General features: G+C 52.8%; 17 protein-coding genes, 2 tRNA genes and 4 rRNA genes. 13 read left to right on the top strand and 10 right to left on the bottom strand.

The annotated features are described in order from the left end of the window. The first annotated feature begins 40 nt into the window (after positions 1 to 40). On the top strand, positions 41 to 256 hold the full coding sequence (locus FY206_RS22345; protein ID WP_032644529.1) for an alternative ribosome-rescue factor A: 216 nt from the start codon (positions 41 to 43) through the stop codon (positions 254 to 256). Here FY206_RS22345 and mscL read toward each other — a convergent pair whose 3' ends face one another. The 5 genes from mscL to def all read right to left on the bottom strand — a co-directional run bounded on the left by mscL (position 257) and on the right by def (position 5,034). Beyond that, positions 257 to 667 carry a large-conductance mechanosensitive channel protein MscL gene (gene mscL / locus FY206_RS22340; RefSeq protein WP_023309449.1) on the bottom strand — a complete coding sequence of 137 codons (411 nt, stop codon included), beginning with the start codon at positions 665 to 667 and terminating at the stop codon, positions 257 to 259. A 146-nt stretch (positions 668 to 813) separates the two neighbouring features. Then, the gene (gene trkA, locus FY206_RS22335; RefSeq protein ID WP_008503482.1) at positions 814 to 2,190 is read right to left on the bottom strand and encodes a Trk system potassium transporter TrkA; all 1,377 of its coding nucleotides are present in this window, start codon (positions 2,188 to 2,190) and stop codon (positions 814 to 816) included. 22 nt (positions 2,191 to 2,212) lie between these two features. Then, on the bottom strand, positions 2,213 to 3,499 hold the full coding sequence (gene rsmB, locus FY206_RS22330) for a 16S rRNA (cytosine(967)-C(5))-methyltransferase RsmB (RefSeq protein WP_032644646.1): 1,287 nt from the start codon (positions 3,497 to 3,499) through the stop codon (positions 2,213 to 2,215). A 52-nt stretch (positions 3,500 to 3,551) separates the two neighbouring features. Next, entirely contained in the window at positions 3,552 to 4,499 is a 948-nt protein-coding gene (gene fmt, locus FY206_RS22325; protein WP_032644528.1) for a methionyl-tRNA formyltransferase, read from the bottom strand. Positions 4,500 to 4,524: 25 nt separating this feature from the next. After that, entirely contained in the window at positions 4,525 to 5,034 is a 510-nt protein-coding gene (def, locus tag FY206_RS22320) for a peptide deformylase (protein WP_008503479.1), read from the bottom strand. 127 nt (positions 5,035 to 5,161) lie between these two features. Between def and dprA the strand changes: the two genes are divergently transcribed. From dprA to FY206_RS22290, 6 genes are read left to right on the top strand one after another with little or no spacing between them, the layout of a single operon-like run. Continuing rightward, entirely contained in the window at positions 5,162 to 6,286 is a 1,125-nt protein-coding gene (gene dprA, locus FY206_RS22315; protein ID WP_032644645.1) for a DNA-protecting protein DprA, read from the top strand. Beyond that, a complete protein-coding gene (gene smg / locus FY206_RS22310; RefSeq protein WP_008503477.1) occupies positions 6,258 to 6,731 on the top strand; it encodes a DUF494 family protein Smg in 474 nt (157 codons plus the stop codon). Before dprA ends, smg begins: the two co-directional genes overlap by 29 nt. A gap of 26 nt (positions 6,732 to 6,757) precedes the next feature. Continuing rightward, the gene (locus FY206_RS22305) at positions 6,758 to 7,312 is read left to right on the top strand and encodes a DNA topoisomerase family protein (RefSeq protein ID WP_032644527.1); all 555 of its coding nucleotides are present in this window, start codon (positions 6,758 to 6,760) and stop codon (positions 7,310 to 7,312) included. Next, positions 7,305 to 7,877: an L-threonylcarbamoyladenylate synthase type 1 TsaC gene (tsaC, locus tag FY206_RS22300; RefSeq protein WP_032644526.1), complete on the top strand. Its 573-nt coding sequence runs from the start codon at positions 7,305 to 7,307 to the stop codon at positions 7,875 to 7,877. The genes FY206_RS22305 and tsaC overlap by 8 nt, the downstream gene beginning before the upstream one ends. Before the next feature lie 4 nt (positions 7,878 to 7,881). Continuing rightward, positions 7,882 to 8,700 carry a shikimate dehydrogenase gene (gene aroE, locus FY206_RS22295; RefSeq protein ID WP_032644525.1) on the top strand — a complete coding sequence of 273 codons (819 nt, stop codon included), beginning with the start codon at positions 7,882 to 7,884 and terminating at the stop codon, positions 8,698 to 8,700. Further along, positions 8,697 to 8,945, top strand: a complete 249-nt coding sequence (locus FY206_RS22290; protein WP_032644524.1) for a DUF1488 family protein — start codon at positions 8,697 to 8,699, stop codon at positions 8,943 to 8,945. Before aroE ends, FY206_RS22290 begins: the two co-directional genes overlap by 4 nt. Here FY206_RS22290 and FY206_RS22285 read toward each other — a convergent pair. Then, a complete protein-coding gene (locus tag FY206_RS22285; protein ID WP_032644523.1) occupies positions 8,921 to 9,475 on the bottom strand; it encodes a gamma carbonic anhydrase family protein in 555 nt (184 codons plus the stop codon). The two genes, FY206_RS22290 and FY206_RS22285, sit on opposite strands and share 25 nt — an antisense overlap. 472 nt (positions 9,476 to 9,947) lie before the next feature. Between FY206_RS22285 and FY206_RS22280 the strand changes: the two genes are divergently transcribed. From FY206_RS22280 to rrf (FY206_RS22255), 6 genes are all read left to right on the top strand, one after another. Continuing rightward, positions 9,948 to 11,489 (top strand): 16S ribosomal RNA (locus tag FY206_RS22280). 85 nt (positions 11,490 to 11,574) lie between these two features. Then, a tRNA-Glu gene (locus FY206_RS22275) sits at positions 11,575 to 11,650 on the top strand. Between the two features lie 182 nt (positions 11,651 to 11,832). Next, positions 11,833 to 14,737: ribosomal RNA gene (locus FY206_RS22270) — 23S ribosomal RNA — on the top strand. Positions 14,738 to 14,810: 73 nt separating this feature from the next. Next, positions 14,811 to 14,926 (top strand): 5S ribosomal RNA (gene rrf / locus FY206_RS22265). Between the two features lie 14 nt (positions 14,927 to 14,940). Next, a tRNA-Thr gene (locus FY206_RS22260) sits at positions 14,941 to 15,016 on the top strand. A gap of 43 nt (positions 15,017 to 15,059) precedes the next feature. After that, a 5S ribosomal RNA gene (gene rrf / locus FY206_RS22255) occupies positions 15,060 to 15,175 on the top strand. Together the 16S, 23S and 5S rRNA genes with 2 tRNA genes alongside form the textbook arrangement of a ribosomal RNA operon. A 106-nt stretch (positions 15,176 to 15,281) precedes the next feature. On the opposite strand, the gene FY206_RS22250 is transcribed toward rrf (FY206_RS22255), so the two are convergent. The 4 genes from FY206_RS22250 to FY206_RS22235 all read right to left on the bottom strand — a co-directional run bounded on the left by FY206_RS22250 (position 15,282) and on the right by FY206_RS22235 (position 19,435). After that, positions 15,282 to 16,040, bottom strand: coding sequence for an amino acid ABC transporter ATP-binding protein (locus FY206_RS22250; protein WP_077064353.1), 759 nt, complete (start codon positions 16,038 to 16,040; stop codon positions 15,282 to 15,284). 7 nt (positions 16,041 to 16,047) lie between these two features. Continuing rightward, entirely contained in the window at positions 16,048 to 17,151 is a 1,104-nt protein-coding gene (locus FY206_RS22245; RefSeq protein WP_032642464.1) for an amino acid ABC transporter permease, read from the bottom strand. Positions 17,152 to 17,160: 9 nt separating this feature from the next. After that, positions 17,161 to 18,342, bottom strand: a complete 1,182-nt coding sequence (locus FY206_RS22240) for an amino acid ABC transporter permease (RefSeq protein WP_032642463.1) — start codon at positions 18,340 to 18,342, stop codon at positions 17,161 to 17,163. 67 nt (positions 18,343 to 18,409) lie between these two features. Next, positions 18,410 to 19,435 (bottom strand): amino acid ABC transporter substrate-binding protein, encoded by a 1,026-nt coding sequence (locus FY206_RS22235; RefSeq protein ID WP_032642462.1) that lies wholly within the window; start codon positions 19,433 to 19,435, stop codon positions 18,410 to 18,412. Positions 19,436 to 19,524 lie beyond the last annotated feature (89 nt).

Here is a 19,524-nt window from a genome sequence, read left to right as displayed (position 1 = left end):
TCTAGACTCCCGTCGTCATAAACCCTGCTCTGGAGACATTATGAGCCGCTATCAGCACACGAAAGGACAAATAAAGGACAATGCCATTGAGGCGTTACTTCACGACCCGTTATTCAGACAGCGCGTTGAGAAGAATAAAAAAGGGAAAGGAAGTTATCTGCGTAAAGACAAACATGAAAAACGGGGTAACTGGGAGGCCAGTGGCAAGCAAGCGAATCGCTTATTTACCACTGGCCTTCCTGCTTTTATCTGGTGATCAAACGCGGTTATTCTGCTCTTTTAACAGATCGCGGATTTCACTCAGCAGCACTTCTTCTTTCGTAGGTGCAGGTGCTGCAGCCGGCTCTTCTTTTTTACGGTTGAGCCTGTTGATCAGCTTGATAGCCATGAAAATGGCAAATGCGACAATCACGAAATCGAATACGTTCTGAATAAATACGCCGTAGTGCATAACGACTGCCGGAACATCGCCCTGCGCTTCACGCAGCGTGAAAGCGAATTGTTTGAAATCAATGCCCCCGATTAACAATCCTAAAGGTGGCATGATAATGTCGGCCACTAAAGATGAAACAATCTTGCCGAATGCTGCACCGATAATGACACCAACCGCTAAATCCACCACGTTTCCGCGCATCGCAAATTCGCGAAATTCTTTAATAAAACTCATTGTTCTCTCCTTGTGCCAGCTGACGAGTATAAGTTTAACAAATGATTAGCCAATTGCCATTCGGGATAATTAAACGTTATGAAAAATAAAAGGCACAGAAATGAAAAGGATAAAGGGTGGGTGTTCTTACTCGAACACCCAAGTCTTTAAAGGAAGAATGGACTGGGCTGGAATAAACGCTCGACGTCGGTAATAAATTTTTTATCGGTAAGGAACATAATAACGTGATCGCCTTGCTCAATTCGTAAATTGTCATTGGCAATCATGACGTCATTCCCGCGCACAACGGCACCGATAATCGTGCCTGGTGGCAGCTTAATTTCGTCGATCGAACGACCCACGACGCGTGACGTGGTTTCATCTCCGTGAGCAACAGCTTCAATGGCTTCTGCGACACCGCGGCGGAGCGATGACACTCCGACAATATCTGCTTTACGAACATGGCTCAGGAGCGCAGAAATTGTCGCCTGCTGCGGCGAAATGGCAATATCAATCACGCTGCCCTGGACCAGATCGACATACGCCTTGCGCTGGATAAGCACCATGACCTTTTTTGCCCCCATACGCTTGGCGAGCATGGCGGACATTATATTCGCCTCGTCGTCGTTGGTGACGGCAATAAAGAGATCAACTTGATCAATATGCTCTTCAGCCAGCAGCTCCTGATCCGACGCATCGCCATAAAATACGATCGTATTTTGCAGTTTTTCCGCCAGCTCGGCAGCGCGCTGCTGATCGCGTTCGATCAATTTCACGCTATAATCTTTTTCCAACCTATGTGCCAGGCCTGCCCCAATATTGCCACCGCCGACCAGCATAATGCGTTTATAGGGTTTTTCGAGACGCTGAAGTTCACTCATCACCGCACGAATATGCTGTGAGGCCGCAATAAAGAACACCTCATCACCTGCTTCGACAATCGTGGAGCCTTGCGGGCGAATTGGCCTGTCGTGACGGAATATGGCGGCGACGCGCGTATCGATATGCGGCATGTGCTCACGCATGGTGGAAAGCGCATTGCCGATCAATGGTCCGCCATAATAGGCCTTCACCACTGCCAGGCTCACTTTGCCCTCGGCAAAGTTCACTACCTGCAGGGCGCCCGGATATTCGATCAGGCGATAGATATTGTCGATAACCAGCTGTTCTGGCGCGATGAGATGGTCAATCGGGACCGCTTCAGAATTAAAGAGTTTCTCAGCGTCGCGAACGTAGTCCGGAGAGCGAATACGTGCGATTCGGTTTGGCGTGTTGAAAAGTGAGTAGGCCACCTGGCAGGCCACCATATTGGTTTCGTCAGAACTGGTTACCGCAACCAGCATGTCGGCATCGTCGGCACCCGCCTCACGAAGAACGCGTGGGTGTGAACCATGACCCTGCACGACGCGCAGGTCAAACTTGTCCTGCAAGACGCGCAGGCGATCGCCGTTGGTATCAACGATTGTGATGTCGTTGTTTTCGCCAACCAGGTTTTCCGCCAGCGTTCCGCCAACCTGTCCTGCACCCAGAATGATAATCTTCATATCTCGTGACCTGTTCTCAACATCACTCTTTGATTAGCTTAGCGTAAAAGAAGCCATCACCCTCTTCTGCACCCGGCAGGTTCTGCAGACCCGGGGATTCAGGCGTTCCCGTATCGCGCAGCGTGGCGTCCGGGGTACGTTTAAGGAAGGCCGCGATTTGCTGGCTGTTTTCTTCCGGCAGTATGGAGCAGGTTGCATAGACCAACGTTCCGCCCGTTTTAAGATGCGGCCAGATAGCGTTGAGTATGTCGGATTGCAGCTGGGCGAGTTCCTTAATATCACGATCGCGGCGCAGCCATTTGATGTCCGGATGACGGCGAATAACACCGGTTGCAGAGCAGGGGGCGTCCAGCAAAATGCGATCGAATTGTGTTTCACCACACCATTCGGCGGGTTTACGACCATCACCTTGCTTAACCTGAGCCTTCATGCCCAGACGCTTGAGGTTGTCGTAGACGCGTGAAAGACGCTGTTCATCGACGTCCACCGCCATCACGCTGGCCTGCGGAGCCACTTCAAGAATATGCGTTGTTTTGCCCCCGGGCGCAGCGCACAGATCGAGGATCTGCTCACCGTTTTTAGGTTCAAGCCAGGTCATGCAGCCCTGAGCGGAGGCATCCTGTACGGTCACCCAGCCTTCATCAAAACCGGGTAAAGCATGTACCGGTGCCGGTGAAGCTAAGCGTACAGCATCCGGATAGGCTTCATGCGGGAATCCGCTCATTCCAGCCTCTTCCAGTAATGCCAGCCATGCGTCACGAGAGTGGTGATTACGATTTACACGCAACCACATTGGCGGACGCTGATTGTTGGCATCGGCAATCTCCTGCCACTGCTGTGGATAAGCTTTTTTCAGGCGCTTCAACAGCCAGTCCGGGTGCAGGAAACGTGCCTCGCTTTGGGCAAATTCAGCCAGAAGCTCTTCCTGCTGCCTCTGGAACTGACGCAGTACGCCGTTGATCAGCCCTTTCAGCTGAGGGCGTTTAATCGCAACGGCACCTTCCACCGTCTCTGCCAGCGCGGCATGAGGTGGGATGCGGGTATGAAGAAGCTGATAAAAGCCCACCATAATCAAATAGTGTACGGTGCGCTGCTTGCCAGTCATTGGGCGTGACATCAGCTTGTTAATCAACCACTCAAGCTGAGAAAGCGTGCGCAGAACGCCAAAGCAGAGCTCCTGAAGCAGGGCTTTGTCTTTATCAGAGACTTTTTGTTGCAGGGAAGGCAGAACGTTACTTAATGACTGGCCCTGCTCGATAACCTGCTCAACGGCCTGAGCCGCCATACTGCGTAGATTTTGTTTTTTCATAACCGTAAAAATAAAAATGCCCGGAAACACCGGGCCTTAAGAATTAATTTGCTCAGGCAAGACGATTGCCCGGAATAAACCATTCGCGACGGGAATTTAACAAATCCTGAGCGCTCATGGCCTTCTTACCGGCCGGCTGTAGCGATTCAAGATTCAGGATGCCTTCTGCTGTCGCGACCTGGATACCATTCCTGCTGGCGTCAATAATCGTACCGGGTTCAGCCGCAGTCGTACCGCTAATGACGGAGGCTTTCCAGACTTTCACCGGCTGCTCGTCAATCTCCATCCAGCTCATTGGCCATGGATTAAAAGCGCGAATGCAGCGCTCAAGCTGAGCGGCTGACAGGGACCAGTCGATCCGCGCTTCCTCTTTGCTCAGCTTTTCGGCATATGTGACCTGTGCTTCATCCTGAACTTCCGGCTTCGCCGTATTGTCAGCAAGCTGCTGGAGCGTCTCGATAAGCCCTTGTGGGCCAAGGTCTGCCAGCTTGTCATACAGCGTGGCGCTGGTGTCTTCTGACGTAATGGGACAAGCCAGCTTATACAGCATATCGCCGGTGTCTAAACCTACGTCCATCTTCATGATGGTAACGCCCGTTTCGGCATCGCCTGCCCACAGCGAGCGCTGGATAGGTGCGGCACCACGCCAGCGCGGGAGCAGAGAACCATGTACGTTGATGCACCCCAGGCGAGGCATATCAAGCACAGCTTTTGGCAGAATTAAACCGTAAGCCACTACCACCATTACGTCGGCATTCAGGTCAGCAACCAGCTGCTGATTTTCCTGCGGGCGTAACGATGCGGGCTGGAAAACGGGGAGTCCATGCTCTTCTGCCAGCACCTTTACCGGGCTCGGCATCAGCTTTTTACCGCGGCCTGCCGGGCGGTCCGGCTGGGTAAAGACGCCCACAACCTGGTGACCAGAAGATAACAGCGCGTCAAGATGACGCGCTGCAAAATCAGGGGTTCCCGCGAAGATAATTCGTAGTGATTTAGACACGATGATCCTTGTATCCGGGGGGACGTTATGCGCGAGAACGCAAACGATCCAGTTTCTCTACTTTCTGACGAATACGCTGCTGTTTCAACGGCGAGAGATAATCGATAAACAGTTTACCGACCAGGTGATCCATCTCATGCTGAATACAAATCGCCAGCAGGTCGTCTGCTTCCAGTTCGAACGGATTACCGTCGCGATCCAGAGCGCGAATTTTCACCTTTTCGGCGCGCGGCACTAAAGCACGCTGTTCAGGGATGGACAGACAGCCTTCCTCAATACCGGTTTCGCCGCTCTTTTCGAGCAACTCAGGGTTAATCAGCACCAGACGACCATCGCGATTTTCAGAAACATCAATCACGATAATACGCTTGTGAATGTCCACCTGCGTCGCCGCCAGGCCAATGCCTTCTTCGGCATACATGGTATCGAACATATCATCAACGATACGCTGGATTTCTGCATTCACTTCTTTGACCGGTTCAGCGACGATGCGAAGGCGCTCGTCCGGAATATGTAACACTTGCAAAACTGCCATAAATTTCCAGAGTCGTGTTCAGGAGTTGATAAGAATACTCCCTCTATTCTAGACAAATCCCCCATCGATTGACAGCATCAGTGACCAATCGCAATGATTGCGGAGGCCGCTTATGGCAGGGGAAAGGATGACGTCAATCGAGATATGGCTACGACTAATACACACGGGGTCTCTGTGCGGTGATGTAATGATGGAAGCAGCCGGACGGCTAGAGATGCAGGAAAACATCGACGCGCTCGCCGCCAGAAGCGCCGGGTTGACGGCAAAACAGGCTGAACGGTTCTTTGCGCCAGATGAGAACGAGCTAGAACGTAGCCTGATGTGGCTTGAGCAGCCGGGAAATCACTTATTGACGGCCAACCATCCACTTTATCCCCCTTTACTCCGAACGATTCCGGATTACCCCGGGGCATTATTCCTGAAAGGTAATCCTGAGACGCTTAATACCATTCAGCTGGCGGTGGTAGGCAGCCGTGCCCCGTCATGGTACGGCGAGCGATGGGGGAAAATCCTGTGCGAACAGCTGTCACAAAGCGGTTTCACGATCACCAGCGGGCTGGCCTGCGGTATTGACGGCGTGGCCCACAACGCGGCGCTGTCGGTTAAAGGACGAAGCGTCGCGGTGCTGGGGAACGGTCTGTTTAGCATATATCCTCGCCGACATCAGGCATTAGCGATGCGGCTTGTCGAATCTGGCGGTGCAGTTGTGTCTGAGTTTCCTCTTTCCGCTCAGCCCAGGCCCGCAAACTTTCCGCGTCGCAATCGCATCATCAGCGGGCTTAGCAAAGGCGTACTGGTGGTTGAGGCGGCGCTGAGAAGCGGTTCGCTGGTCACGGCGCGGTGTGCGCTCGAACAGGGGAGAGAAGTCTTTGCCTTGCCTGGTCCGATAGGTAATCCCGGATGCGAGGGGCCCCATTGGCTGATTAAGCAAGGGGCAACCCCGGTAACGGAAATAGGGGATATTCTTGAAAATTTGCAATATGGGCTGCAATGGCTGCAGGAAGATCCCGAAAAGCGACAATATTCATCAGATCAGGGAAAGGTGGCATTGCCATTTCCCTGGCTCCTGGCTAACGTAGGAGATGAGGTAACACCTGTTGACGTTGTCGCTGAACGTGCCGGCCAACCTGTGCCAGTAACGGTAGCACAGCTACTCGAACTGGAGTTAGCAGGGTGGATCGCAGCTGTACCCGGCGGCTATGTCCGATTAAGGAGGGCATGCCATGTTCGACGTACTGATGTATTTGTTTGAGACTTACATCCATAACGAAGCAGAAATGCGAGTGGATCAGGACAAATTGACACAGGATCTTACCGATGCGGGGTTTGAGCGGGAAGATATCTATAATGCGTTGATGTGGCTGGAAAAACTGGCTGATTATCAGGAAGGCCTCGCCGAACCGATGCAGCTTGCTTCTGACCCATTGTCAGTACGCATTTATACCGCAGAAGAGTGTGAAAGGCTGGACGCCAGCTGCCGGGGATTCATCTTATTCCTTGAGCAGATTCAGGTGCTGAACCTCGAAACGAGAGAAATGGTGATAGAGCGCGTTATGGCGCTGGATACAGCAGAATTTGAACTGGAAGATCTGAAATGGGTGATTCTGATGGTTCTGTTTAATATCCCGGGCTGTGAAAACGCCTATCAGCAAATGGAAGAATTACTCTTTGAAGTGAATGAAGGTATGCTGCACTAATTCAACGTGCAGCACCAAGAGTTGTTATGGCCAAATCAGCACTATTCACGGTGCATAAAAATGAGCCCTGCCCGCAGTGCGGGGCTGAACTTGTTATTCGGTCCGGGAAACACGGCCCGTTTCTCGGTTGTTCACAGTATCCGGAATGTGATTATGTCCGTCCCCTGAAAAGCCAGGCGGATGGACATATCGTTAAAATTCTGGAGGGCCAATATTGTCCACTCTGCGGCGGCGAACTCGCGCTACGCCAGGGGCGTTTCGGGATGTTTATTGGATGTAGCCGCTACCCGGAATGTGGGCATACGGAACAAATTGATAAGCCTGATGAAACGGCAATTTCCTGTCCTCAGTGTCAGCGCGGTCAGCTGGTACAGCGCCGCTCCCGTTATGGTAAGACCTTCCATTCGTGCGATCGCTATCCTGAATGCCAGTTCGTGATCAATTTTAAACCGGTAGCGGGTACCTGCCCTCATTGTAATTATCCGCTACTCATAGAGAAGAAAACCGCGCAAGGCTTGAAACGCTTCTGCGCCAGTAAACAATGTGGAAAGCCGGTTACGGCGGATCAAAATAGTGAATAAAAACCTGCCATCAGGCTCCATTGCGCATGCAGTGGACGTACTGAAAAATGAAGAAGTCATCGCCTATCCAACTGAAGCTGTTTTTGGGGTCGGCTGCGATCCTGACAGCGAGACGGCTGTAAGCCGCCTGCTTGCCTTAAAACAAAGACCCGTCGAGAAAGGGCTGATTTTGATCGCTGCGAATTACGCGCAGCTCAAACCCTATATCGATGACTCCATGCTGACACCAGCGCAGCGCGAGACTATCTTCTCCGCGTGGCCTGGGCCGGTGACCTTCGTCTTCCCGGCGCAGCCGACAACGCCGCGCTGGTTAACCGGACGCTTTGATTCCCTCGCCGTTCGCGTAACTGACCATCCGCTGGTGGTTGAACTGTGCCTGGCATTTGGTAAGCCCCTGGTCTCAACCAGCGCCAACCTGACCGGGCTACCACCTTGTCGGACGACCGAAGAAGTGCTGGCACAGTTCGGGAATGACTTCCCTGTCGCTGCCGGCGAAACGGGAGGGCGCCTGAATCCCTCTGAAATTCGCGACGCTTTGACCGGCGAACGTTTTCGCCAGGGGTAATCTCATGGAAACCTATGCCGTTTTTGGTAATCCGATTGCGCACAGCAAGTCACCGTTGATCCATAAACAATTTGCGAAGCAGCTGCAGATAAATCATCCCTATGGGCGCGTACTGGCGCCGGTGGATGCATTTATCCCTACGCTGGAGGCTTTTTTCGCCGCGGGCGGCAAAGGTGCGAACGTGACGGTTCCTTTTAAAGAGGAGGCCTTCGAACGTGCGGATGAGCTGACCGAGCGCGCTTCGCTGGCTGGTGCAGTCAATACCCTAAAACGGCTTGAGGATGGACGCCTTTTGGGTGACAACACCGACGGGATTGGTTTACTTAGCGATCTGGAACGTCTGTCGTTTATTAAGCCCGGGTTCCGCGTCCTGCTGATTGGCGCGGGTGGCGCATCGCGGGGCGTTCTGTTGCCTCTGCTTTCACTGGACTGTGCGGTGACCATTACCAACAGAACCTATTCCCGGGCAGAAGCGCTGGCGGCGTTGTTTGCGCATACCGGCAGCGTGAGCGCGGTAGCGCTTGACGATCTTGCCGAACGAGAGTTCGATCTTGTCATTAATGCCACATCCAGCGGCATCAACGGTGAGATCCCGGCGATCCCCGCTTCGCTGGTCAGTGCGCATATGTACTTCTATGACATGTTCTACCAGAAAGGGAAGACGCCTTTCCTGAGCTGGTGTGAACAGCACGGCGCGAAACAGTTAGCCGATGGGCTGGGAATGCTGGTGGGGCAGGCTGCGCATGCGGTGCTGCTCTGGCATGGCGTTCTGCCTGCGGTCGAACCCGTCATTGAAAAGTTAAAGCAGGAGCTCTCTACGTGAATCAGGCTATTGATTTCCCGGACAGAGAGAGCTGGGATGAGCATAAACAAGCGGTCTGTTTTCCGGTGCTGGTACAGGGCATGCAGTTGACCTGTGCCATTCATGGGGAGACGCTGTTGCGTCGTTTTGGTGGTTCAGATCCAGTAGCGGTATTTTGCGAAAATCGCTGGGATCTGGAAGAGGAAGCCAGCGATTTAATTCGTGAACAGCAGGAAGACGATCAGGGCTGGGTCTGGTTGTCCTGATCAAGATAGTCATTCTTCCATTTAACGTAGTTGTTCGCTGAGTATTTCAATCCTTCGATCTCTGCCTCCTTCAGGGGGCGGATTTGTTTTACCGGGCTTCCCAGATAGAGATAGCCACTTTCCAGCCGTTTGTTTTGCGGGACAAGGCTACCGGCACCAATCATTACGTCATCTTCTACTATGACGCCATCCAGCAAGATCGACCCCATACCAACAAGTACGCGATTTCCAATTGTGCAGCCGTGAAGCATCACTTTATGGCCAACGGTCACCTCTTCTCCAATGATGAGGGGATTACCCTCGGGGTTATAGGAGGATTTGTGCGTGACGTGCAGAACGCTACCGTCCTGAATATTGGTACGTGCACCAATCGACACAAAGTTAACATCTCCCCTGATGGCAACGAGCGGCCAGATGCTGACGTCATCAGCCATTCGGACATCACCAATGACCACGCTGCTGGCATCGATCATCACGCGATCGCCTTTTTGAGGGAACAGATCTTTATAAGGACGTAATACTGCGGACATATCTACCTCTAAGATTGGGCGCTATACAGAAGACTTTGATCGTATTAATGGATCGAGGCAAGGCAAAATACGTCAATATTTAAGCAGATCGGGCGGGATTTCAGCGAAAAGCGCGGAAAATCAGCAGTTGGAAAAAAAGATCTAAAAAATACTTGTGCTAAAAAATGGGATCCCTATAATGCGCCTCCATCGACACGGCGGATGTGAATCACTTCACAAACAACCCGGTCGGTTGAAGAGAAAAAATCCTGAAATAACGGGTTGACTCTGAAAGAGGAAAGCGTAATATACGCCACCTCGCAACGCTGAGCTGAAAGCCGCGTTGCACTGCTCTTTAACAATTTATCAGACAATCTGTGTGGGCACTCAAAGTGACATGGATTCTTAATGTCTTCGGACAATAAATGAATACCAAGTCTCTGAGTGAACATACGTAATTCATTACGAAGTTTAATTCACGAGCATCAAACTTAAATTGAAGAGTTTGATCATGGCTCAGATTGAACGCTGGCGGCAGGCCTAACACATGCAAGTCGAGCGGTAGCACAGAGGAGCTTGCTCCTCGGGTGACGAGCGGCGGACGGGTGAGTAATGTCTGGGAAACTGCCTGATGGAGGGGGATAACTACTGGAAACGGTAGCTAATACCGCATAACGTCGCAAGACCAAAGAGGGGGACCTTCGGGCCTCTTGCCATCAGATGTGCCCAGATGGGATTAGCTAGTAGGTGGGGTAACGGCTCACCTAGGCGACGATCCCTAGCTGGTCTGAGAGGATGACCAGCCACACTGGAACTGAGACACGGTCCAGACTCCTACGGGAGGCAGCAGTGGGGAATATTGCACAATGGGCGCAAGCCTGATGCAGCCATGCCGCGTGTATGAAGAAGGCCTTCGGGTTGTAAAGTACTTTCAGCGGGGAGGAAGGTGTTGAGGCTAATAACCTCAGCAATTGACGTTACCCGCAGAAGAAGCACCGGCTAACTCCGTGCCAGCAGCCGCGGTAATACGGAGGGTGCAAGCGTTAATCGGAATTACTGGGCGTAAAGCGCACGCAGGCGGTCTGTCAAGTCGGATGTGAAATCCCCGGGCTCAACCTGGGAACTGCATTCGAAACTGGCAGGCTAGAGTCTTGTAGAGGGGGGTAGAATTCCAGGTGTAGCGGTGAAATGCGTAGAGATCTGGAGGAATACCGGTGGCGAAGGCGGCCCCCTGGACAAAGACTGACGCTCAGGTGCGAAAGCGTGGGGAGCAAACAGGATTAGATACCCTGGTAGTCCACGCCGTAAACGATGTCGACTTGGAGGTTGTGCCCTTGAGGCGTGGCTTCCGGAGCTAACGCGTTAAGTCGACCGCCTGGGGAGTACGGCCGCAAGGTTAAAACTCAAATGAATTGACGGGGGCCCGCACAAGCGGTGGAGCATGTGGTTTAATTCGATGCAACGCGAAGAACCTTACCTACTCTTGACATCCAGAGAACTTTCCAGAGATGGATTGGTGCCTTCGGGAACTCTGAGACAGGTGCTGCATGGCTGTCGTCAGCTCGTGTTGTGAAATGTTGGGTTAAGTCCCGCAACGAGCGCAACCCTTATCCTTTGTTGCCAGCGGTTAGGCCGGGAACTCAAAGGAGACTGCCAGTGATAAACTGGAGGAAGGTGGGGATGACGTCAAGTCATCATGGCCCTTACGAGTAGGGCTACACACGTGCTACAATGGCGCATACAAAGAGAAGCGACCTCGCGAGAGCAAGCGGACCTCATAAAGTGCGTCGTAGTCCGGATTGGAGTCTGCAACTCGACTCCATGAAGTCGGAATCGCTAGTAATCGTAGATCAGAATGCTACGGTGAATACGTTCCCGGGCCTTGTACACACCGCCCGTCACACCATGGGAGTGGGTTGCAAAAGAAGTAGGTAGCTTAACCTTCGGGAGGGCGCTTACCACTTTGTGATTCATGACTGGGGTGAAGTCGTAACAAGGTAACCGTAGGGGAACCTGCGGTTGGATCACCTCCTTACCTTAAAGAACCTGCCTTTGTAGTGCTCACACAGATTGTCTGATGAAAAGTAAATAGCAAGGCGTCTTGCGATTGAGACTTCAGTGTCCCCTTCGTCTAGAGGCCCAGGACACCGCCCTTTCACGGCGGTAACAGGGGTTCGAATCCCCTAGGGGACGCCACTTGCTGGTTCGTGAGTGAAAGTCACCTGCCGTCATATCTCAAAACAGACTCACGAGTCTTGTTTGAGATATTTGCTCTTTAAAAATCTGGATCAAGCTGAAAATTGAAACGACACACATGTTATGTGTGTTCGAGTCTCTCAAATTTTCGCAATCAGAAGTGAAACATCTTCGGGTTGTGAGGTTAAGCGACTAAGCGTACACGGTGGATGCCCTGGCAGTCAGAGGCGATGAAGGACGTGCTAATCTGCGAAAAGCGCCGGCGAGGTGATATGAACCTTTGACCCGGCGATGTCCGAATGGGGAAACCCAGTGTGATTCGTCACACTATCGTTAACTGAATACATAGGTTAACGAGGCGAACCGGGGGAACTGAAACATCTAAGTACCCCGAGGAAAAGAAATCAACCGAGATTCCCCCAGTAGCGGCGAGCGAACGGGGAGCAGCCCAGAGTCTGAATCAGCTTGTGTGTTAGTGGAAGCGTCTGGAAAGTCGCACGGTACAGGGTGACAGTCCCGTACACGAAAGCACACAGGTTGTGAACTCGAAGAGTAGGGCGGGACACGTGGTATCCTGTCTGAATATGGGGGGACCATCCTCCAAGGCTAAATACTCCTGACTGACCGATAGTGAACCAGTACCGTGAGGGAAAGGCGAAAAGAACCCCGGCGAGGGGAGTGAAAAAGAACCTGAAACCGTGTACGTACAAGCAGTGGGAGCACCTTCGTGGTGTGACTGCGTACCTTTTGTATAATGGGTCAGCGACTTATATTCTGTAGCAAGGTTAACCGTATAGGGGAGCCGAAGGGAAACCGAGTCTTAACTGGGCGTTAAGTTGCAGGGTATAGACCCGAAACCCGGTGATCTAGCCATGGGCAGGTTGAAGGTTGGGTAACACTAACTGGAGGACCGAACCGACTAATGTTGAAAAATTAGCGGATGACTTGTGGCTGGGGGTGAAAGGCCAATCAAACCGGGAGATAGCTGGTTCTCCCCGAAAGCTATTTAGGTAGCGCCTCGTGAACTCATCTTCGGGGGTAGAGCACTGTTTCGGCTAGGGGGCCATCCCGGCTTACCAACCCGATGCAAACTACGAATACCGAAGAATGTTATCACGGGAGACACACGGCGGGTGCTAACGTCCGTCGTGAAGAGGGAAACAACCCAGACCGCCAGCTAAGGTCCCAAAGTCATGGTTAAGTGGGAAACGATGTGGGAAGGCACAGACAGCCAGGATGTTGGCTTAGAAGCAGCCATCATTTAAAGAAAGCGTAATAGCTCACTGGTCGAGTCGGCCTGCGCGGAAGATGTAACGGGGCTAAACCATGCACCGAAGCTGCGGCAGCGACGCTTATGCGTTGTTGGGTAGGGGAGCGTTCTGTAAGCCGTTGAAGGTGGCCTGTGAGGGTTGCTGGAGGTATCAGAAGTGCGAATGCTGACATAAGTAACGATAAAGCGGGTGAAAAGCCCGCTCGCCGGAAGACCAAGGGTTCCTGTCCAACGTTAATCGGGGCAGGGTGAGTCGACCCCTAAGGCGAGGCCGAAAGGCGTAGTCGATGGGAAACAGGTTAATATTCCTGTACTTGGTGTTGCTGCGAAGGGGGGACGGAGAAGGCTATGTTAGCCGGGCGACGGTTGTCCCGGTTTAAGCATGTAGGCGGAGGTTCCAGGTAAATCCGGTACCTTTTAACGCTGAGGTGTGATGACGAGGCACTACGGTGCTGAAGTAACAAATGCCCTGCTTCCAGGAAAAGCCTCTAAGCATCAGGTAACACGAAATCGTACCCCAAACCGACACAGGTGGTCAGGTAGAGAATACCAAGGCGCTTGAGAGAACTCGGGTGAAGGAACTAGGCAAAATGGTGCCGTAACTTCGGGAGAAGGCACGCTGATATGTAGGTGAAGCCCCTGCGGGTGGAGCTGAAATCAGTCGAAGATACCAGCTGGCTGCAACTGTTTATTAAAAACACAGCACTGTGCAAACACGAAAGTGGACGTATACGGTGTGACGCCTGCCCGGTGCCGGAAGGTTAATTGATGGGGTTAGCGGCAACGCGAAGCTCTTGATCGAAGCCCCGGTAAACGGCGGCCGTAACTATAACGGTCCTAAGGTAGCGAAATTCCTTGTCGGGTAAGTTCCGACCTGCACGAATGGCGTAATGATGGCCAGGCTGTCTCCACCCGAGACTCAGTGAAATTGAACTCGCTGTGAAGATGCAGTGTACCCGCGGCAAGACGGAAAGACCCCGTGAACCTTTACTATAGCTTGACACTGAACACTGGTCCTTGATGTGTAGGATAGGTGGGAGGCTTTGAAGCGTGGACGCCAGTCTGCGTGGAGCCGTCCTTGAAATACCACCCTTTAATGGCTGGTGTTCTAACGTAGACCCGTGATCCGGGTTGCGGACAGTGTCTGGTGGGTAGTTTGACTGGGGCGGTCTCCTCCCAAAGAGTAACGGAGGAGCACGAAGGTTAGCTAATCCTGGTCGGACATCAGGAGGTTAGTGCAATGGCATAAGCTAGCTTGACTGCGAGAGTGACGGCTCGAGCAGGTGCGAAAGCAGGTCATAGTGATCCGGTGGTTCTGAATGGAAGGGCCATCGCTCAACGGATAAAAGGTACTCCGGGGATAACAGGCTGATACCGCCCAAGAGTTCATATCGACGGCGGTGTTTGGCACCTCGATGTCGGCTCATCACATCCTGGGGCTGAAGTAGGTCCCAAGGGTATGGCTGTTCGCCATTTAAAGTGGTACGCGAGCTGGGTTTAGAACGTCGTGAGACAGTTCGGTCCCTATCTGCCGTGGGCGCTGGAGAATTGAGGGGGGCTGCTCCTAGTACGAGAGGACCGGAGTGGACGCATCACTGGTGTTCGGGTTGTCATGCCAATGGCACTGCCCGGTAGCTAAATGCGGAAAAGATAAGTGCTGAAAGCATCTAAGCACGAAACTTGCCCCGAGATGAGTTCTCCCTGACCCTTTAAGGGTCCTGAAGGAACGTTGAAGACGACGACGTTGATAGGTCGGGTGTGTAAGCGCAGCGATGCGTTGAGCTAACCGATACTAATGAACCGTGAGGCTTAACCTTACAACGCCGAAGCTGTTTCGGCGGTGAGACAGACAATCAGATTTCAGCTTTGATACAGATTAAACAGAATTTGCCTGGCGGCTTTAGCGCGGTGGTCCCACCTGACCCCATGCCGAACTCAGAAGTGAAACGCCGTAGCGCCGATGGTAGTGTGGGGTCTCCCCATGTGAGAGTAGGGAACTGCCAGGCATCAAATTTAGCGTGCTGATATGGCTCAGTTGGTAGAGCGCACCCTTGGTAAGGGTGAGGTCCCCAGTTCGACTCTGGGTATCAGCACCACTTTATACTTAGGTTAAAGTTCGGCAAGAAGTAAAAGAATTTGTCTGGCGGCTTTAGCGCGGTGGTCCCACCTGACCCCATGCCGAACTCAGAAGTGAAACGCCGTAGCGCCGATGGTAGTGTGGGGTCTCCCCATGTGAGAGTAGGGAACTGCCAGACATCAAATAAGTGAGAAGGCCATCCGAAAGGATGGCCTTTTTGCGTTTATGCGCAGAAAAAACGGTAGGCCGGGTAAGGCGAAGCCGCCACCCGGCAGAGCAAACGACTAGTGAATCACCTGCGACAGGAATGCTCGCGTACGTTCTGACTTTGGATGCGCAAAGAACTCATCCGGCGGCGCCTGCTCAACAATCTCCCCACGATCCATAAAGATCACCCGGTCAGCCACGGTTCTCGCGAACCCCATCTCATGCGTGACGCACAGCATGGTCATGCCGGATTGTGCCAGCCCAATCATGGTGTCCAGCACCTCTTTCACCATTTCCGGATCGAGGGCTGATGTCGGTTCATCAAACAGCATAATTTTTGGTTTCATACACAGTGAACGGGCGATAGCCACTCGCTGCTGCTGGCCACCCGAAATCTGGCCGGGAAACTTGTTGGCGTGTTCTGCGATACGTACCCGCTCCAGGTAGTGCATTGCCAACGCCTCGGCTTCCTTTTTCGGCATCTTGCGTACCCAAATTGGCGCAAGCGTACAGTTCTGCAGAACGGTCAGGTGCGGAAACAAATTAAAGTGCTGAAAGACCATTCCCACTTCTTGACGTACGCGCTCGATATTGCGGATATCTTCATTCAGCTCAAGCCCATCAACCACGATGCGTCCTTGCTGATGTTCTTCAAGATGATTAATACAGCGAATGGTTGTGGATTTTCCGGAGCCTGAAGGGCCGCACAGGACAATGCGTTCGCCCTGCTTAACCTTAAGATTAATGTCCTTCAGAACATGAAACTGTCCGTACCATTTATTCACGTTTTCCAGCGTAATCATCGCGTCGGCGGGTGTCATTGTTATTTGGCTCATATTTTCCTCAGTGCGGCGTACGCCCGGTGTTAAAGCGCTTTTCCAGATGCTGGCTATAGCGCGACATGCTAAAACAAAAGATCCAGTAGATCAGTGCGGCAAAGACATACCCTTCGGTGGACATGCCCAGCCAGACAGGGTCAACGGTTGCCTGCTGCACGCTGCTAAAGAGATCGAATAATCCGATGATGATCACCAGGCTGGTATCTTTGAAGAGGGCAATGATCGTGTTGACCAGACCCGGGATGACCAGCTTGAGTGCTTGTGGAAGAATGACCAGCCCCTGCGTTTTCCAGTAACCGAGCGCCAGTGATTCCGCCGCTTCGTACTGGCCCTTAGGCAACGCCTGCAGACCACCGCGCACAACTTCAGCGACATAAGCGGACTGGAAGAGAATCACCCCAACCAGGGCACGGATCAGCTTGTCGATGGTTGTCCCTTCCGCCATGAACAGCGGCAGCATGACCGACGACATAAACAGAACGGTGATAAGCGGTACGCCGCGCCAGAATTCAATAAAGATAACCGAGAGCACGCGTACGATCGGCATTTTTGAACGCCGTCCCAGGGCAAGTAATATCCCCCACGGTAGAGCACCGGCTATCCCTACTGATGCGATAATCAGCGTCAGCGTCAGCCCGCCCCACTGGCGTGTTTCAACACGTTCCAGCCCCAGGAAACCGCCATACAACAGCACCCAGACGATAATCGGGTAAACCACCGCCCAAACGGCAATATAGCGTCCGCGATAGGGCAGCTTTTTCCAGAACATGACTGCGACAGAGATCAGGCCAACAGCCAGCGCGAGGTTGATCCGCCAGCGCTGTTCATGCGGATACAATCCATACATGAACTGCCCGAAGCGCTCATGAATAAACACCCAGCAGGCGCCCGCTTTTGTACAGTCTGCTCGGGTTGAACCGACCCAGTTGGCCTGTAAAAACGCCCAGTTCAGCAGGGGAGGAATCAATTCCCACATGAGCCACAGGCAGACAATCGTCAGCAGGCTGTTACTCCAGCTGGAGAACAGATTTTTGCGCGCCCAGAGGATGAAACGTCCACCTGTCGAGTTGGCAGGGCGCGAGGAGTGCGACAGTATCGCTTTTGTCATCATAGATCCTTAGCGCTCGACCAGTGCTATACGACGGTTATAAAGGTTCATCAGCAGTGAAATCACCAGGCTGATGATCAGATAGACAGACATCGTGATGGCGATGGTTTCAATGGCCTGTCCGGTCTGGTTAAGTACGGTTCCGGCGAAGAGTGACACCATATCCGGGTAACCAATGGCAGCGGCCAGCGACGAGTTTTTGACGATGTTAAGGTACTGGCTGGTCAGGGGCGGAATGATGACCCGTAAAGCCTGCGGAATGATGACCTGGCGAAGCGTCACGGGATGGGGCAATCCCAGCGAGCGTGCCGCCTCGTGCTGTCCGTAAGGTACGGCCTGGATCCCTGCACGAATAATCTCTGCGATGAACGCGGACGTGTAAATCGACAATGCCAGCGTCAGGGCTGCCAGCTCGGGAATTAATACCATCCCGCCCTGAAAGTTAAAGCCACGCAGATGGGGAATATCCCAGTGCAAAGCAGCTCCAAACAGCCAGTGTGCGATGAGCGGCAGGCTGACGATCAGAACAGCTGCCGTGGGCCAGGTTCTGCGAAGCTGACCGGTTTTGATCTGATGATTGCGGTTAAAGCGGAATACCCCGGCAGAGAGGGCAAGCGCTACTGCAATCGCGCCGATGAAAGCGTACAGTCCTTCACCCGGCTGAGGAGAAGGAATGTACAACCCGCGGTTGCTCAGGAAAAACAGCTCAAACGCGTCGACGGCCTGGCGGGGACCGGGAAGGTTACGCAGTACGGCGAAATACCAGAAGAAGATCTGCAGAAGCGGAGGGATATTGCGGAACGTCTCGATATAAACCGTAGACAGTTTCCGCAGGAGCCAGTTTTCAGAAAGACGCGCCAGGCCAATAAAGAAGCCCAGAATCGAGGCAAAGACGATACAAAGCGCCGATACCAACAGCGTATTCAGTAAACCGACCACGAACACGCGTCCGTACGTGTCACCTTCCTGGTAATCAATAAGATGCTGAACAATGCCAAACCCCGCGCTGCGATCCAAAAATGCAAAACCGGAGGTGATGCCGCGGTTATTCAGGTTGGTGATGGTGTTATGGATCAGATACACGGCGATAAGAACAACCGCAACGATAGCAATAATCTGGAATAGCCAGGCGCGGACCGCGGGATGAGAAAAGGATAGCGATCCTTTTACGGCTGAGCGGCGATGGGACATAAAGAAACCTCGGTAACCATGACTCTGGAGTGGGCACTGCCCAAGCAGTGCCCGTTACAGCTATGACTTAACGTACTGGTGGCGCGTACTGAATGCCGCCGTTGTTCCAGAGATTGTTCTGGCCGCGTTTGATCTTCAGCGGGCTTTCGGATCCCACGTTGCGTTCAAAGATCTCCGCGTAGTTGCCCACCTGCTTGATGATGTTGTAAGCCCACTTGTTATCCAGCTTCAGATCCTTGCCGAAATCACCTTCTTTGCCGAGCAGGTGCGCCATATCCGGATTGGATGGGTTAGCCGCTTTCTCATCAACGTTTTTCGAGTTGATGCCCATCTCTTCTGCGTTCAGCATGGCAAACAGCGTCCAGCGAACAATGGAGAACCAGTCCTCATCACCACGGCGAACGACGGGGCCGAGAGGTTCTTTGGAGATCACTTCAGGCAGGACAATCCACTCTGCCGGGTTGCTCAGCTTAATACGTAACGCATACAGCTGTGACTGGTCAGAGGCCAGCGTGTCGCAACGGCCGGATTCCAGCGCTTTGGCCGATTCATCCGAGCGGTCGAATGTCACCGGGGTATATTTCATGTTGTTTGCTTTGAAATAATCGGCGACGTTCAGCTCGGTATCGGTGCCCGCCTGAATACAAACGGTGGCACCATCCAGCTCCCTGGCGCTTTTCAGGCCAGCTTTGTTGTGGGTCAGAAAGCCGATGCCGTCATAGTAGGTTACGCCCGTAAATGACATCCCCATTCCCGCGTCACGGGAAGACGTCCAGGTGGTATTACGGGAGAGCATGTCGACCTCGCCGGACTGCAGCGCCGTAAAGCGTTCTTTCGCCGTCAGCGGGGTATATTTTACTTTGCTGTCATCGCCAAAAACGGCAGCTGCAACGCCACGGCAGACATCCACATCAATGCCGGTAAATTTGCCGTTCGCATCGGCATAAGAGAAGCCAGGCAAACCGTCACTGATACCACATTGAACAAAACCTTTCTTTTTAACGGCATCCAGTGTCGTTCCCGCATGGGCTTGACCGGCTACAGCAAACAACATGCCTGCAGCGGCCAGGCTGGCTATCATCGTCTTTTTCATAATGCATCCTGTGTGGCGAAATTTATCGTTATAGAGGCGTTTTTAAACGCTTTACCTGTCTGTGGCCTTGGCCGACGTTTATAAAGCAA

Source organism: Enterobacter chengduensis, from assembly GCF_001984825.2.
In the GTDB taxonomy this organism is placed as follows: domain Bacteria; phylum Pseudomonadota; class Gammaproteobacteria; order Enterobacterales; family Enterobacteriaceae; genus Enterobacter; species Enterobacter chengduensis.
Note: the sequence above shows the minus strand (reverse complement) of the source record. Positions and strands in the feature narration are given on the sequence as shown.

What these genes read in the sequence shown, in the direction of transcription:
- mscL (WP_023309449.1), bottom strand. Translation starts at nt 667, where the DNA reads ATGAGTTTTATTAAAGAATTTCGCGAATTTGCGATGCGCGGAAACGTG.
- FY206_RS22245 (WP_032642464.1), bottom strand. Translation starts at nt 17,151, where the DNA reads ATGACAAAAGCGATACTGTCGCACTCCTCGCGCCCTGCCAACTCGACA.
- dprA (WP_032644645.1), top strand. Translation starts at nt 5,162, where the DNA reads ATGACGTCAATCGAGATATGGCTACGACTAATACACACGGGGTCTCTG.
- FY206_RS22250 (WP_077064353.1), bottom strand. Translation starts at nt 16,040, where the DNA reads ATGAGCCAAATAACAATGACACCCGCCGACGCGATGATTACGCTGGAA.
- rsmB (WP_032644646.1), bottom strand. Translation starts at nt 3,499, where the DNA reads ATGAAAAAACAAAATCTACGCAGTATGGCGGCTCAGGCCGTTGAGCAG.
- FY206_RS22285 (WP_032644523.1), bottom strand. Translation starts at nt 9,475, where the DNA reads ATGTCCGCAGTATTACGTCCTTATAAAGATCTGTTCCCTCAAAAAGGC.
- FY206_RS22345 (WP_032644529.1), top strand. Translation starts at nt 41, where the DNA reads ATGAGCCGCTATCAGCACACGAAAGGACAAATAAAGGACAATGCCATT.
- trkA (WP_008503482.1), bottom strand. Translation starts at nt 2,190, where the DNA reads ATGAAGATTATCATTCTGGGTGCAGGACAGGTTGGCGGAACGCTGGCG.
- def (WP_008503479.1), bottom strand. Translation starts at nt 5,034, where the DNA reads ATGGCAGTTTTGCAAGTGTTACATATTCCGGACGAGCGCCTTCGCATC.
- FY206_RS22305 (WP_032644527.1), top strand. Translation starts at nt 6,758, where the DNA reads ATGGCCAAATCAGCACTATTCACGGTGCATAAAAATGAGCCCTGCCCG.
- FY206_RS22235 (WP_032642462.1), bottom strand. Translation starts at nt 19,435, where the DNA reads ATGAAAAAGACGATGATAGCCAGCCTGGCCGCTGCAGGCATGTTGTTT.
- FY206_RS22240 (WP_032642463.1), bottom strand. Translation starts at nt 18,342, where the DNA reads ATGTCCCATCGCCGCTCAGCCGTAAAAGGATCGCTATCCTTTTCTCAT.
- aroE (WP_032644525.1), top strand. Translation starts at nt 7,882, where the DNA reads ATGGAAACCTATGCCGTTTTTGGTAATCCGATTGCGCACAGCAAGTCA.
- smg (WP_008503477.1), top strand. Translation starts at nt 6,258, where the DNA reads ATGTTCGACGTACTGATGTATTTGTTTGAGACTTACATCCATAACGAA.